The sequence below is a fragment of the Stenotrophomonas sp. G4 genome (assembly GCF_003428825.1).
GTDB classification, from domain to species: Bacteria; Pseudomonadota; Gammaproteobacteria; order Xanthomonadales; family Xanthomonadaceae; genus Stenotrophomonas; species Stenotrophomonas indicatrix.
The window spans coordinates 4,134,260-4,147,231 of the sequence record NZ_CP031741.1 but is presented as its reverse complement, the minus strand read 5'-3'; the positions used below and the strand labels follow the sequence as shown (position 1 = coordinate 4,147,231).

Below are 12,972 nucleotides of genomic sequence, written 5' to 3'. Positions count from 1 at the left end.
ACATCTACCAAAGCGGAAGCAGCAGCAGTCGAGCAGGGTCGACACTGCTGACAGGATCTGTCAGCAGGGCGAGGCCACCATGACCGCTCCCAACCACGGAGCTTTCCCATGTTCAAGCCAAGCACCCTGCTGCAGTACGTGCGCGACGTTGCCACCAGCGCCACCTTCTACAGCGGCATCCTCGGCACGTCACCGGTCGAACAGTCACCCGGCTTTGCCCTGTTCCTGCTCGGCGATGGCGCCGCGCTTGGCCTGTGGCAGCGCGATGACGTGCAGCCGCCGGTGGATGCGGAAGGCGGTGCAGCCGAGCTGGCGATGGTGGTGGCAGATGCAGCAACGGTGCAGCGCATGCACGACGAGTGGCGCGGGCTTGGCGTGCGCATCGCCCAGGCGCCGGTAACGCTGGAATTCGGCCACACCTTCGTCGGTGTCGACCCCGATGGCCACCGGCTGCGTGTCTACAGCCGGGCCGAGGGCATGGTCGCGCGCGATTGATCCAGGAATTTCGTATAGCAGAGCCCAAGCTCGGCTTGCTTCATGCCTTCATCCACGCATGGCGTGGATCTACTGAAAAGCAGCCGAGCATGGCTAGGCGACATAGTGGAGCATGCACAAAAAAACGCCGGGCATTGCCCGGCGTTTCTTGTGTTTCAGAGGTGGTGGCCGATCAGCTGGCCAGCGCCAGATCGTCCATCATCGCGCGCAGGAAGCGGGCCGCTTCGCCGCCGGTGGCCGCGCGGTGGTCGAAGGTCACCGACAGCGGAATGACCTTGTGCGCTTCCACGCCGCCCATCACCGGGGTCATCTGGTGGCGGGCACGGCCGGCACCGACGATGGCCACGCACGGCGGCACCACGACCGGGGTCGCGTAGCGGCCGGCGAACATGCCGAAGTTGGACAGCGAGATGGTGTAGCCGCTCAGTTCCGAGGCCGCGATCGAACGCGCTTCCACCTGCTCGCGCAGACGGTTCACGCCTTCACGGATGCCACGCGCGTCGAGCATGTCGGCGTTGCGCAGGGCCGGCACGAACAGGCCGTCGTCGGTATCCACGGCGATGCCGATGTCCACCTGCGCGTGCAGGGTGCGGGTCAGCGCTTCACCGTCGAACCAGGCGTTCATCGCCGGCACCTTCTGCGCGGCGACCACGATCGAGCGCACCAAGCGCGCGGTGACGTCGTTGCCCGGCAGCCAGGCGTGGATGTCGGCGTCGTCGTTCAGCGTGGTCGGCACGACCTTGCTGTGCGCATCGGCCATAACGCGGGCCATGTTGCGGCGCACGCCCTTCAGCGGTTCCGGCTGGCCCTTGGCGACCACGCCCGGCGGCTGGGTGCGCATCGGCTTGCCGGCAGCGGACAGCGGGGTGCGTGCGTCGGACTGTACCGGTGCGGCCACCTGGGCCGGCGCCGGTGCGGCGGCAGCCGGTGCAGCAACCGCTGCCGGAGTCGCGCCGATCTTCGCGCTGCCGTCGGCTGCGGCCTGCTTGACGTCGGCCATGGTCACCGCGCCATCGGCGCCGGTGGCACGTACGCGGCTCAGGTCCACGCCCAGCTTGCGCGCGGTGGCCCGCACCGCCGGCACGGCCTTGACGCCGCCCACGGCCAGCGCCTGTTCGGCATGCACAGCGTTGGAGCTCTGCATCGCGCCGACCACGGTGCCGGCGTCATCACGCTCTGCGGCAGCCGGCTTGGCTTCTTCAGCGGCCACCGGGGCGGCTGCGGTCGGCAGCGGCGGCGGCGTCGGAGCTGCGGCGGCAGCCGGAGCGGCATGGCCGTGGCTGTGGCCGGTGTCCTGGCCGTCAGCACGCTGCGGCAGGTTCGGGTCCAGCGCGAAGCTGGCCAGCACCGCGCCGGTCGGGATGATGTCGCCGGCAGCGCCGGACAGCTTCAGCACCGTGCCGGAGAACGGCGAGGGCACTTCGACGACGGCCTTGGCGGTCTCCATCGAGACCAGCGGCTCGTCCAGCTTGATCACATCGCCTTCCTTGACGAACCACTCGACGATGGTCGCGTCCGGCAGGCCTTCGCCCAGGTCGGGCAGGTTGAAGTTCTTGGTCTGGCTCATTTGCAGTTCTCTTCCAGCAGTTCCAGTTCGCGGGCAGGCAACCAGCCCGTCGCGCCATTGGCGCGCTCGGACCACCACCACCCGCCGTGTTCGTGATGAAGCTTGACCATCTCGCCGTTCTCCACATCCAGCTCGCGGGCGTCGTAGTCGCGCAGGGCTTCGGCGCGACCATCGTCCAACAGCTGCAACCACGCTACCGGTGCCCATCCGGCGCGCCCATCGCTGGTGCGCACCCAGGCAAACGCCGGCCATTCCTCGTCACGTACACCTACTTCGACGATCTGGCCGGTGCGGAACCGGAGCGGGTTGGGATACTGGCTGCGGTAAGCCCCGAGAAGGCGGGCCCGCATGTCAGCCTGCCGCCACCGCGCGCTTGGCCGCCGCCACGATCCGCTCCACGCTCGGCAGATACTTCATCTCCAGGCGGAACAGCGGAATGTGGGTGTCGTAACCGGTGACGCGCTCGACCGGAGCCAGCAGGTCGTAGATCGATTCCTCGGCCAGGCGTGCGGCGATTTCCGCGCCGAAGCCCGCGGTCTTCGGGGCCTCCTGCACGATCACGCAGCGGCCGGTCTTGGCCACCGACTCGGCGATGGTGGCAAAGTCCAGCGGACGCAGCGTGGCTACGTCGATGACTTCGGCACTGATGCCTTCGCCGGCCAGCTTGTCGGCCGCTTCCAGCGCTTCCTTCACCTGCGCACCCCAGGTCACCAGGGTCACGTCGGTGCCATCGCGCAGCACGAAGCACACGTCCAGCGGCAGGGCTTCGCCGTCGTTGACGACCACTTCCTTGTACTGGCGGTAGATGCGCTTGGGCTCCATGTAGATCACCGGATCCGGCTCGCGGATCGCGGCCAGCAGCAGGCCATAGGCACGCTGCGGCGAGGACGGCAGCACCACGCGCAGGCCCGGCACGTTGGTGAAGATCGCTTCGTTGGCCTCGCTGTGGTGCTCCGGCGCACGGATGCCGCCACCCCACGGCACGCGCAGCACCATCGGGCAGTGCAGGCGGCCACGGGTGCGGTAACGCAGGCGCGCGGCGTGGCAGATGATGTGGTCGACCATCGGGTACATGAAGCCATCGAACTGCGCTTCGGCCACCGGCTTCATGCCCTGTGCGGCCAGGCCGATGGTGAGGCCGGCGATGGTGGTTTCATCCAGCGGGGTGTCGAGGATGCGGTCGGCGCCGAAGCGCTGCTGCAGGCCGGCGGTGGCGCGGAACACGCCGCCGTTGACGCCCACGTCTTCGCCCAGCACCAGCACCGACTTGTCGTGCTCCAGCTCCCAGGCCAGCGCCTGGGTGATGGCTTCGATGAGGGTGATCGGGGTGTCGGTCATGTTCTGTTCTCCGCGCGCGACGGCAGCGCTGTCGGCGGCGTTGGTATGCGCGCTGGACGCGCCGTTCTTGATCTCATCCATGGCGCTGCTCCAGGGCGATGGCCTGGGCACGCTGGGCCAGCAGGTCCTGCGGCGGGTCGGCGTAGAGGAAATCGAACATCGCCTCGACCGGCTGCACCGGCGTGTTGAGGTACAGGTTCACTTCCTCGTCCACGCGCTTGCCGCACTCGGCGGTCCAGGCAGCTTCTTCTTCCTCGCTCCAGACACCGGCGTTGGTCAGGTACTTGCGCAGGCGCAGCATCGGCTCGCGCTGCCAGGCATCCTTCACTTCGGCGTCGTCGCGGTAGCGGCGGGCGTCATCGGCGGTGGTGTGGTCGGACAGGCGGTAGGTCATCAGTTCCAGCACGGTGCCGCCGTCGCCGGCCAGCGCACGCTCGCGCGCCTGCAGCATGGCGGCCATCACCGCGATCAGGTCGTTGCCGTCCACCTGCAGGCAGTGCAGGCCGCCGGCCAGGCCCTTCTGTGCCAGCGTCTCGGCACCGGTCTGGGCCGAACGCGGAACCGAGATGGCCCAGCCGTTGTTGACGATGCACAGGATCAGCGGCAGCTTGTAGGCACCGGCCGAATTCAAGGCCGCGTAGAAGTCGGTCTTGGAACTGCCACCGTCGCCGCATACGGCCACCGCGATCTGCGGTTCCTTGTTGAGCTTGAACTTCAGCGCAGCGCCTGCGGCGTGCAGGCACTGGGTGGAAATCGGCACGCAGAACGGGAAGTCCTTGGCGGCGTTGCCGCCGTAGTCGTTGCCGCGCTCGTCGCCGCCCCAGTACATCAGCACGTCGTGCGGGCGCACGCCACGCATGAACATCGCGCCGTACTCGCGGTAGGACGGTGCGAACACGTCGTCCTTCTGCATCGAGGCGCCGATGCCCACATGCGCGGCTTCGTGGCCGAGGCAGGCCGCGTAGGTGCCCAGCTTGCCGGTGCGCTGCAGCGCGATCGACTTGCCGTCGAACACGCGCACGAACAGCATCTGCTTGAACATCGGCAGCAACGCGCGTGGGTCGCGCAGGGCTTCGGGCAGGTCATCGCGGACGAGCGTGCCGTCCGTGTCCAGATACTGCAGGTATTCGATCTTGAACTCAGCGGCAACCGTCATTGCGTACTGCACCTTCGACAGAGAAGTTACAAATGATATGAATCGCCATGTTAAGGAATGCGTACGAAAAAGCCGTCCTGCGGCGCAGCACGGCCCACCGGCCTTTGTACCCCCTTCCAGGTGCATGATGCCAATAACTTCAACGTATTCAGCCATTGCTGCAAAGCATCACAAGCGACCCTGGGCTGAGCGCCAGTAGAACGGCGCAAACGGTTCCACGCGCAACCACCGTTCCACAGCCCGAACCGCACGCCCCGGTACGGTCATCGCGGCTGCCAGCGCGGCGGCAACGCGCTACCCTTGCCGCCCCCGATCTGGTCCCGCCCATGTCCGTCGACAACAACCAACGCGATCTCGAAGCCGGTATCCACACCGATCTGCAGGGGCGGCTGACCTACGGCGGCTACCTGCGGCTGGACCAGCTGCTCAGCGCGCAGCAGCCGCTGTCCAACCCGCCGCATCACGACGAGATGCTCTTCATCATCCAGCACCAGACCTCCGAGCTGTGGTTGAAGCTGCTGGGCCACGAGCTGGGTGCGGCGATCGGCTTCCTGCAGCGCGATGAGGTCTGGCAGTGCCGCAAGGTGCTGGCGCGCAGCAAGCAGGTGCTGCGCCAGCTGACCGAGCAGTGGTCGGTGCTGGAAACGCTCACCCCGTCCGAGTACATGGGCTTCCGCGACGTGCTGGGTCCGTCCTCGGGCTTCCAGTCGCTGCAGTACCGCTACATCGAGTTCCTGCTGGGCAACAAGAACGCGCAGATGCTGCAGGTGTTCGAGCACGACACGGCCGGGCAGGCGCAGCTGCGCACCGTGCTGGAGGCGCCGAGCCTGTACGAGGAATTCCTGAAGTACCTGGCCCGCTTCGGCCACGCCGTACCGGCGGTGTACGAGGCGCACGACTGGACCCAGCCGCACGTGGCCGACGACAGCCTGCAGCCGGTCTTCGAACGCATCTACCAGGACACCGACCGCTACTGGCGCGAGTACGCGCTGTGCGAGGACCTGGTGGACCTGGAAACGGCTTTCCAGCTGTGGCGGTTCCGCCACATGCGCACGGTGATGCGGGTGATCGGCTTCAAGCGCGGCACCGGCGGCTCGTCCGGCGTGGGCTTCCTGGCCAAGGCGCTGGAACTGACCTTCTTCCCTGAATTGTTCCAGGTACGCACCACCCTGCAGGCCGCGCCCCCGCCGGATCTGGCCTGATCCCCATTCAGCTTGGCCGCCCGCGGCTGGCTGGATCGTTTCAGATGCAAGTTCAGCGAGCAGGCTGCGACCTGCCTCAAACGGCGTGTATTTGACGTGAACGCCAGAATTCGGTGATCCTCGCGCGTTGCTTCACCGCACATCGGACGTGCCTCCATCCACCGAACCAGGAATTCCGCATGAGCGTAAACGCCACTGCGAACACCCCAGAGCCGGCGCTGCCGGACTTCAACACCACGATGGGCCACCCGCGCCCGTTGTGGATGCTGTTCATGACCGAGTTCTGGGAGCGCTTTGCGTTCTACGGCATCCGCTGGGCGTTGGTGCTGTACATCGTTGCCCAGTTCTACAACGGCAACGCCGCCGGTGAAGGCGACGCCAGCCGCATCTACGGCGCCTACCTGGCGCTGGTGTACGCCGCAGCCATCTTCGGCGGTTATGTGGCCGACCGCGTTCTGGGGTACCAGCGCTCGATCCTGACCGGCGCGATCATCATGGCCGTCGGCCTGTTCATGATCTCGCTGCCGCAGGAGCACATCTTTAAGCTCGGCCTGGCCACGATCATCGTCGGCAACGGTCTGTTCAAGCCCAACATCTCGACCATGGTCGGCAAGCTGTACGGCCTGAAGGACGAACGCCGCGACTCGGGCTTCACCATCTTCTACATGGGCATCAACATCGGCGCGATGATCGCTCCGGTGCTGACCGAGTACCTGGCCCGCAAGGTCTTCGGCACCTCGGAAATGCCGTCGTACAAGGTCGTGTTCATCGCTTCCGGCGTGGGCATGCTGATCTCGCTGGTGTGGTTCTACATCGGTCGTGCCGGCCTGAAGGGCATCGGCGCACCGCCGGCCGGTGCCGAAGGTTTCGGCCGCATCGTGATGGTGCTGGCCGGCTCGGTCGTGGCCATTCCGGTGGCCTACTTCCTGCTCGCCACCGGCGCCACCGCGCTGGCGTGGATCCTCGGCGTGATGTTTGCCGCGCTGGCCGTGCTGCTGCTGGTGGAAGGCATCCGCGAGGGCAAGGTGCAGCGCGACCGCGTGATCGCCATGCTGATCATCTTCGCCTTCAACGTCATGTTCTGGATGTTCTTCGAACAGGCCGGCAGTTCCTTCACCTTCCTGGCCGAGAACATCGTCAACCGCCAGCTGGGTGATTGGACCTTCCCGACCGCGTGGTTCCAGTCGGTCAACTCGGTGGCGATCATCACCCTGGCGCCGATCATCGCCTGGATCTGGGTGGCCCTGGGCCGCGCCAATCCGTCCATTCCGCGCAAGTTCGGCCTCGGCCTGCTGTTCAACGGCGCGGCCTTCGCCCTGCTGATGTTCGCCCTGTCGACCATGGTCGTGGACGGAAAGATCCCGTTCTGGACCCTGTTCATGGTCTACGTCATCCAGTCCGTCGGTGAGCTGTGCCTGTCGCCGATCGGCCTGTCGATGGTGACCAAGCTGGCCCCGGTGCGCCTGGTCGGCTTCGGCATGGGCGGCTGGTTCCTGTCCACCGGCATCGGCAACAACCTGTCGGGCATCTTCGCTGGTGCGGTCAGCGGTGAAGGCGGCATGACGGTCGAATCGGCCCTGAAGGGGTATACCTTCGGCTTCTGGGCCTTGATCGGTTCGGGTGTGGTCCTGTTCCTGGTCGCGCCGCTGATCAACAAGCTGATGCATGGCGTGAAGTAATGAGAGGGCAGTGGGCATGCGTACAACGTTCGGTGGTGCAGTGGTGGCAGTGGTGTGTGCGGCGCTGATCGGCGCCTGTTCGCAGCCTCAACCTCCCGCGGCCCCTGAGCCCACGCAGCCCCTCGATACCCGCCCCACCGAGCCACCGGTCGCTGACCCCAGCGAACCGGTGGTCTCGGGCAACACCCCGGCGGCGGCCGATATCGCCGCCATTGCCGGGCTTGGCGCACAGTTCGACCCGGCCCGCGACCCCGTTGCCGACCTGGAAACGGCCAAGGTCGAGGCCCAGCGCGGCAACAAGCGCATCCTCCTGGAAGTGGGCAACGCCGCGTGCGAACCTTGCCATGCGCTGGATGAAGCCGTGGAAGGCAATGGCGATCTGCGCCGCTTCCGTGATGCCCACTACGTGTGGGTGAAGGTCAACGACAGCGCCGAGAACCCGAACGCGGCCTTCCTGGGCCAGTTCCCGCCGTTCGAGGGCGAGTACCCGCGCCTGCTGGTGATCGATGCCGACGGCACCCTGCTGGCGCCGCAGCCCAGCGAAGCGATGCGCAAGGGCAATGCCGTGCAGACCGCACGCGTGATGGCGTTCCTCAAGCAGTGGGCGCCTGACCGGTAGCACCCGGCGTTTCCCGCCCGCTGCCCGGACATCCACGCGTGGCGTGGATCTACAGATCATTACCCTTCGGCCGTTAATGGCAAGGACCTCACTGCGCCACCCGGCGCGACCGGAGCGCCCATGCACAGCGACCACGCCGAACGCCTGCCCGAACCTGCCAGCCCGTTGGCCGAAGGAGAGGCGCCCGATGGCGTGAGCCTGCCTGCGCAGGAAGCCCTGCTGGATGACGCCGGCACCGGCGACGACACGCTGGAGTTGGCACCGCCGCGGCATCGGCTGCCGCAGATCGCCCTGCCCGACAACGTGGTGCTGAAAGGCGCGGTGCAGAAGCTGGTGGAACAGAAGGCGCGGCTGGATCGACTCGCCGCCGAAGGACAGCTGGCCGGCCTGCTGCCGCCGGAATGGCACGGCAACGGCGTGCGTGCGATCGACCTGTCCAGTTTCGTGCAGGGCGTGCTGCCGTTCCTGCAGCCCGCTGAGCGCGGTGAAACCGCACCGGCCCGCCTGCCGGTGCGCCATGTGCTGGGCGACGACAGCCGCTGGGGCCTGGCCGACGTACCCGAGCCGAAGTCACTGGCCTGGTACCTGGCCAGTGATGACCGCGCCAACGCGGGCAGCAAGGATGTCGCCGAGGCTTACCTGGTCGGCGCGCTTGGCCTGGCTTGGATGCAGGAAGGGCGCAGCCGTCCCGGCTTCCTGCGTGCGATGGACCAGGATAGCCTGGCGGCCCGGGTGACCATGCTGGGCTACCCGCCGCCGAGCGAGCTGGCGTTGTACAGCGTGACCGCACACGGCCAGCCGCAGATCTGGTGTGTGCATGGGCGGCGCAGGCTGCGTCCGCTGGTGGCGCCATGGCTGAGCGTGCCGCTGCTGACCGCCTATGGCGTGCCGGCACCGGTGGCGTGGCCGGGCAGCTTCCCGCCCGTCGAGGCCGTGGCCGAGGCGATTGCCGCCGCGCGTCCGGGCAAGCTGCTGCCGGAAGTGGATCTGGGCAGAGTGGTGGCGAAGATCGCCGAAGATGCCTCTTCCGAAGCGTGGCAGCCGGTCAGCCTGCTGCAGCTCAACACCTGGTCGCCGCGCTGGCCGTTCTTCCTGGGGACGTTCGTCGGCCTGCCGTCGCTGCTGCTGGTTACTGCTGCACTGGCGTTGCCCGGGGCAGTCGAAGCGGCCACTGTCGCCGCATCGCTGGGCTTTGCAGGTGGCGCCATCGGCGCGCTTGCGGTGCCGTGGATCCATGCGCGGCGCAAGCATCTGAGCTGATCGAGTGGGTCATCCCCGCATGGCGAGGATCTGTCGATCCTTGCTGAGTGGAGGCTAGGGATCGATGTCTTCAGCAGTGAGTTCCATGCGTTGCCGGGCACGCTCGGTGGCGGCCTGCAGTCGTTGCTTGAGGACTTCCCGGGAGGGAAGGGAGGTCAGGTACTCCGCCACATGGATGCCTGAGCGGTCCAGCTCCAGCAACTCGATCTGGCCTGCCTTCTTGCCTGTGCAAAGGATGATGCCCAGCGGCGCCTCTTCCCCTTCCTCTCGTTCATAACGATCCAGCCAACGCAGATAGAGCTCCATCTGGCCCTTGTACGCTGGCTTGAAGTCACCGATCTTCAATTCGACAGCCACCAGCCTGCGCAGGCGGCGGTTGTAGAACAACAGGTCGAGATGGAAGTCATCGTCGTCGATCTGGATGCGTTTCTGGCGGGCGACGAAACTGAAGCCTGCCCCGAGTTCAAGCAGGAACCCCTGCATTTCACCCAGGATGGCGCCTTCCAGTTCCTGTTCGTCCCAGCAGTCCTTCAACCCGAGAAAATCCAGTACGTGCGGGTCGCGCAGGACCAGGCCCGGGGAGAGCTGCTGGTTCCTGCGCAACGCCGACAGCTCATTGGCGATTGTCTGTTCGGGCTGGCTGGAGAGTGCTGTGCGTTCGTACAGCATCGAATCGATGCGCTGGCGCAACATGCGGACACTCCAGCCTTCCGTGCTGGCCATCTGGGCGTAGAAGTCGCGTTTGAGTGGATCAGACAGCGGAATCAGCGCGATGAAATGGGTCCAGCTCAATTGTCGTAGCAGTGATACGACAATCTGCTCGTCGGCAAATGCGATGGAGAACTGCACCATCCTGCGCAGGCTTTTTTCACCGAACGAGCCGCCGAACTCGGCAGACAGCGTTCTGGCGATGCGCTTGAACAGGACCTCCCCATAGCGTGCCCGATGTCCACCCATCTGATCGACATGGATGCGACGTCCTATACGCCAGTAAAGCAGCGTCAGTTCGGCATTGACGGCCCTGACCATTCCGGCGCGGGCCGTGGATATCAGTGTCCGGATATCAGCCAGCAGGTCGTTGGTATGCGGCAGGGTGGGGCGCGGTGTGTCATCCATGAGGTGCTTTCCAGCAGGTTCAGGGCTCGGCAATCACCCGCAACGCACTGGCATAGCCCTTGGCGAGACTGGTCAGGTCAAGCAGCCGGTTCAACGACAGCAGCAGGCCTGGCTGGCAGGCCTTCAGGCGATGATGCTCAAGCCAGGCCTCGGTGACGGTTTCCAATGTGGCCAAGGCCTCATCGATGCGCTGCAGGTCGGCATCGCGGTCGATGGGCCCGGTGGTGGGGTGATGGGGGCGTGTCATGGCGAAGCTCCGTAGCGGGCCGCCGGGAAGGCGGCAGGCGATGCGTGGTTGAAAGACCGCTCAAACGCGAAAACGGTGGGCACCAGGCCCCACGCACCGCCCGCCATAAGGCAGACCCGGCTGCAGAATGGCGCCCACCGTAAGATGGGCACCATGGGTGCAGCGTCGTTACGCGTTTGAGTGACGGGCTTTCAACCCCGGCAGCGGTGCTCCGCTGCGCGCCTACCCTCGGACCGATGGGACCGGTAGTCCAATAGGCAATGCCACTCGATACGCGAATGTCGATACAGCCGCTCTGTCGGTCAGGACTCTACCGGCCCGATGCCGAAACATCAGGTGGTAAACGCGACACGTTGAGTCGAACCCGGCCGAAAGACCGTTCGTCGGCGGGCCATGAACACCGCGCGTTGCACGTCATCAATGGCCTGCGCCGGATCCCTCACAGCGCAGCCCGCGACATCATCCACGCGTGGCGTGGATCCATGTGTCGACCAAGGTCGACACCTACCAAGGGCGGCGAGGGCGCCGCCCCGAAGGGGTCAGACCCCTTCGCCCATCCGCTCCAGGCCATCGCCGGCCAGGCGCAGGATCAGTTTCTCCAGCACCTGCTCCTCTTCCTCGCTCAGCACCGACATCAACTTGCGGGTGATCTCGATCACCATCGGCGCGATCGTCTCGTACACCTCGAACCCCGCCGCCGACAGCGCCAACACCGAACGGCGGCGGTCATCGCCATGCGTCTCACGCTTGATGAAACCGCGCTCCAGCAGGCGGGCCACGGCGCGGCTGACCGCCACCTTGTCCATCGCCGTGCGGTCGGAGACCTCGCTGGCCGACGACCCGGGGTACAGCGCCAGGATGGTGATCACCCGCCACTCCGGAATGGCCAGGCCATAGCGGTCGCCGTACAGCTTGGCGATGTTGCCGCTGACCCGGTTGGACAGCACGCTCAGCCGGTACGGCAGGAACTGTTCCAGGTCGAGCAGGACGTGGGTGGCACGCAGGCGGGTGGAAACGGGATCGGCGGGGCTCATGTTGCGGTGCACCTTGCTGGTGGTTTCAAGTGTAACTATAAGTGTCGGGTCCGTACCCTGCATTCTCGCCGGGTCCAACCCCGCCCGCACCTGGTTTGTGCCGATGCGGCACCGATTCGGAGCCACGCCATGAATACCGCAGTCCCCTCCGCCTCGCATCCCAACCCCGGCATGCAGGTCACCACCTTCGAAAACCCGATGGGCATCGACGGCTTCGAGTTCGTCGAATTCGCCGCACCGGCCGGCCGTGGTGCCGAGCTGCACGAGTACTTCCGCAAGATGGGCTTCAGCGCGGTGCTCAAGCACAAGCAGCGTCCGATTACCGTCTATCGCCAGGGCGACGTCAACTTCCTGGTCAATGAAGACCCCGATTCGTTCGCCGCCGACTTCGCTGAAAAGCACGGCCCGTGCGCCTGCGGCTTCGCCATCCGCTTCAAGAAGCCGGGCGCGGAGGTCTACCAGACCGCGCTGGGCAATGGCGCCGAAGCCATCGCCTTCAAGCCGGAGAGCAAGGCGGTCAACGCGCCGGTCATCAAGGGCATCGGTGACTGCATGCTGTACCTGGTGGACCGCTACGGCGACGCCGGCAGCATCTTCGATGGCGACTACGAGCTGATCGCCGGCGCCGAGCTGCGCCCGAAGGGCTTCGGCCTGACCTTCATCGACCACCTGACCCACAACCTGTACTTCGGCAACATGCAGCAGTGGTCGGACTATTACGAGCGCCTGTTCAACTTCCGCGAGATCCGCTACTTCGACATCAAGGGCCTGAAGACCGGCCTGGTGTCCAAGGCGATGACCGCGCCGGATGGCATCGTGCGCATTCCGCTGAACGAATCGTCCGACCCGAAGAGCCAGATCAACGAGTACCTGGATGCGTACAAGGGCGAGGGCATCCAGCACATCGCCTGCTTCACCGAGAACATCTACGAAACGGTCGAAGCCATGCGCGCGCAGGGCGTGGATTTCCTCGACACGCCGGAGACCTACTTCGATGTGATCGACCAGCGCGTGCCCAACCACGGTGAGGACGTCGCCCGCCTAGCGAAGAACAAGATCCTGATCGACGCCGACCCGGAAACCCACCAGCGCAAGCTGCTGCAGATCTTCACCCAGAACTGCATCGGCCCGATCTTCTTCGAGATCATCCAGCGCAAGGGCAACGAAGGCTTCGGCGAAGGCAACTTCACCGCGCTGTTCGAGAGCATCGAACGCGACCAGATCCGCCGCGGCGTGCTGTAAGGTTTCCACAACGGCAC

13 protein-coding genes are annotated in these 12,972 nt (G+C 65.9%); 6 read left to right on the top strand and 7 right to left on the bottom strand.

Translation table 11 applies throughout. The annotated features are described in order from the left end of the window. Positions 1-108 precede the first annotated feature (108 nt). Positions 109-495, top strand: coding sequence for a VOC family protein (locus D0Y85_RS19020; protein ID WP_117311613.1), 387 nt, complete (start codon positions 109-111; stop codon positions 493-495). 172 nt (positions 496-667) lie between these two features. Here the strand turns inward: D0Y85_RS19020 and D0Y85_RS19015 are convergent, their stop codons facing one another. The 4 genes from D0Y85_RS19015 to pdhA are packed head-to-tail and all read right to left on the bottom strand — an operon-like array spanning position 668 to position 4,556. Then, complete coding sequence (locus D0Y85_RS19015) at positions 668-2,062, bottom strand: dihydrolipoamide acetyltransferase family protein (RefSeq protein WP_117311611.1); 1,395 nt, start codon at positions 2,060-2,062, stop codon at positions 668-670. After that, on the bottom strand, positions 2,059-2,412 hold the full coding sequence (locus D0Y85_RS19010; protein WP_025874583.1) for an SH3 domain-containing protein: 354 nt from the start codon (positions 2,410-2,412) through the stop codon (positions 2,059-2,061). Before D0Y85_RS19010 ends, D0Y85_RS19015 begins: the two co-directional genes overlap by 4 nt. Position 2,413: 1 nt before the next feature. Beyond that, on the bottom strand, positions 2,414-3,481 hold the full coding sequence (locus tag D0Y85_RS19005) for an alpha-ketoacid dehydrogenase subunit beta (RefSeq protein WP_025874584.1): 1,068 nt from the start codon (positions 3,479-3,481) through the stop codon (positions 2,414-2,416). After that, entirely contained in the window at positions 3,474-4,556 is a 1,083-nt protein-coding gene (gene pdhA, locus D0Y85_RS19000; protein WP_032976633.1) for a pyruvate dehydrogenase (acetyl-transferring) E1 component subunit alpha, read from the bottom strand. Before pdhA ends, D0Y85_RS19005 begins: the two co-directional genes overlap by 8 nt. Before the next feature lie 326 nt (positions 4,557-4,882). On the opposite strand from pdhA, the gene D0Y85_RS18995 reads away from it, so the two are divergent. The 4 genes from D0Y85_RS18995 to D0Y85_RS18980 all read left to right on the top strand — a co-directional run bounded on the left by D0Y85_RS18995 (position 4,883) and on the right by D0Y85_RS18980 (position 9,316). Continuing rightward, on the top strand, positions 4,883-5,758 hold the full coding sequence (locus tag D0Y85_RS18995; protein ID WP_025874586.1) for a tryptophan 2,3-dioxygenase family protein: 876 nt from the start codon (positions 4,883-4,885) through the stop codon (positions 5,756-5,758). 179 nt (positions 5,759-5,937) lie between these two features. Further along, positions 5,938-7,437: an oligopeptide:H+ symporter gene (locus tag D0Y85_RS18990; protein WP_117311609.1), complete on the top strand. Its 1,500-nt coding sequence runs from the start codon at positions 5,938-5,940 to the stop codon at positions 7,435-7,437. Positions 7,438-7,453: 16 nt separating this feature from the next. Next, a complete protein-coding gene (locus D0Y85_RS18985; protein ID WP_117311993.1) occupies positions 7,454-8,056 on the top strand; it encodes a thioredoxin family protein in 603 nt (200 codons plus the stop codon). A gap of 120 nt (positions 8,057-8,176) precedes the next feature. Next, entirely contained in the window at positions 8,177-9,316 is a 1,140-nt protein-coding gene (locus tag D0Y85_RS18980) for a hypothetical protein (protein ID WP_033832410.1), read from the top strand. 54 nt (positions 9,317-9,370) lie between these two features. On the opposite strand, the gene D0Y85_RS18975 is transcribed toward D0Y85_RS18980, so the two are convergent. From D0Y85_RS18975 to D0Y85_RS18965, 3 genes are all read right to left on the bottom strand, one after another. Further along, entirely contained in the window at positions 9,371-10,432 is a 1,062-nt protein-coding gene (locus tag D0Y85_RS18975; RefSeq protein WP_117311607.1) for a PDDEXK nuclease domain-containing protein, read from the bottom strand. A 19-nt stretch (positions 10,433-10,451) separates the two neighbouring features. After that, positions 10,452-10,679, bottom strand: a complete 228-nt coding sequence (locus D0Y85_RS18970; RefSeq protein WP_033832409.1) for a hypothetical protein — start codon at positions 10,677-10,679, stop codon at positions 10,452-10,454. A 539-nt stretch (positions 10,680-11,218) separates the two neighbouring features. After that, the gene (locus D0Y85_RS18965) at positions 11,219-11,713 is read right to left on the bottom strand and encodes a MarR family winged helix-turn-helix transcriptional regulator (RefSeq protein ID WP_117311606.1); all 495 of its coding nucleotides are present in this window, start codon (positions 11,711-11,713) and stop codon (positions 11,219-11,221) included. A 129-nt stretch (positions 11,714-11,842) separates the two neighbouring features. On the opposite strand from D0Y85_RS18965, the gene hppD reads away from it, so the two are divergent. Continuing rightward, positions 11,843-12,955 (top strand): 4-hydroxyphenylpyruvate dioxygenase, encoded by a 1,113-nt coding sequence (gene hppD / locus D0Y85_RS18960; protein ID WP_170919610.1) that lies wholly within the window; start codon positions 11,843-11,845, stop codon positions 12,953-12,955. Positions 12,956-12,972 lie beyond the last annotated feature (17 nt).

Bases quoted from the DNA above. Each gene is read 5' to 3' on its own strand.
- D0Y85_RS19020 (WP_117311613.1), top strand. From the start codon at position 109: ATGTTCAAGCCAAGCACCCTGCTGCAGTACGTGCGCGACGTTGCCACC.
- D0Y85_RS19015 (WP_117311611.1), bottom strand. From the start codon at position 2,062: ATGAGCCAGACCAAGAACTTCAACCTGCCCGACCTGGGCGAAGGCCTG.
- D0Y85_RS19010 (WP_025874583.1), bottom strand. From the start codon at position 2,412: ATGCGGGCCCGCCTTCTCGGGGCTTACCGCAGCCAGTATCCCAACCCG.
- D0Y85_RS19005 (WP_025874584.1), bottom strand. From the start codon at position 3,481: ATGGATGAGATCAAGAACGGCGCGTCCAGCGCGCATACCAACGCCGCC.
- pdhA (WP_032976633.1), bottom strand. From the start codon at position 4,556: ATGACGGTTGCCGCTGAGTTCAAGATCGAATACCTGCAGTATCTGGAC.
- D0Y85_RS18995 (WP_025874586.1), top strand. From the start codon at position 4,883: ATGTCCGTCGACAACAACCAACGCGATCTCGAAGCCGGTATCCACACC.
- D0Y85_RS18990 (WP_117311609.1), top strand. From the start codon at position 5,938: ATGAGCGTAAACGCCACTGCGAACACCCCAGAGCCGGCGCTGCCGGAC.
- D0Y85_RS18985 (WP_117311993.1), top strand. From the start codon at position 7,454: ATGCGTACAACGTTCGGTGGTGCAGTGGTGGCAGTGGTGTGTGCGGCG.
- D0Y85_RS18980 (WP_033832410.1), top strand. From the start codon at position 8,177: ATGCACAGCGACCACGCCGAACGCCTGCCCGAACCTGCCAGCCCGTTG.
- D0Y85_RS18975 (WP_117311607.1), bottom strand. From the start codon at position 10,432: ATGGATGACACACCGCGCCCCACCCTGCCGCATACCAACGACCTGCTG.
- D0Y85_RS18970 (WP_033832409.1), bottom strand. From the start codon at position 10,679: ATGACACGCCCCCATCACCCCACCACCGGGCCCATCGACCGCGATGCC.
- D0Y85_RS18965 (WP_117311606.1), bottom strand. From the start codon at position 11,713: ATGAGCCCCGCCGATCCCGTTTCCACCCGCCTGCGTGCCACCCACGTC.
- hppD (WP_170919610.1), top strand. From the start codon at position 11,843: ATGAATACCGCAGTCCCCTCCGCCTCGCATCCCAACCCCGGCATGCAG.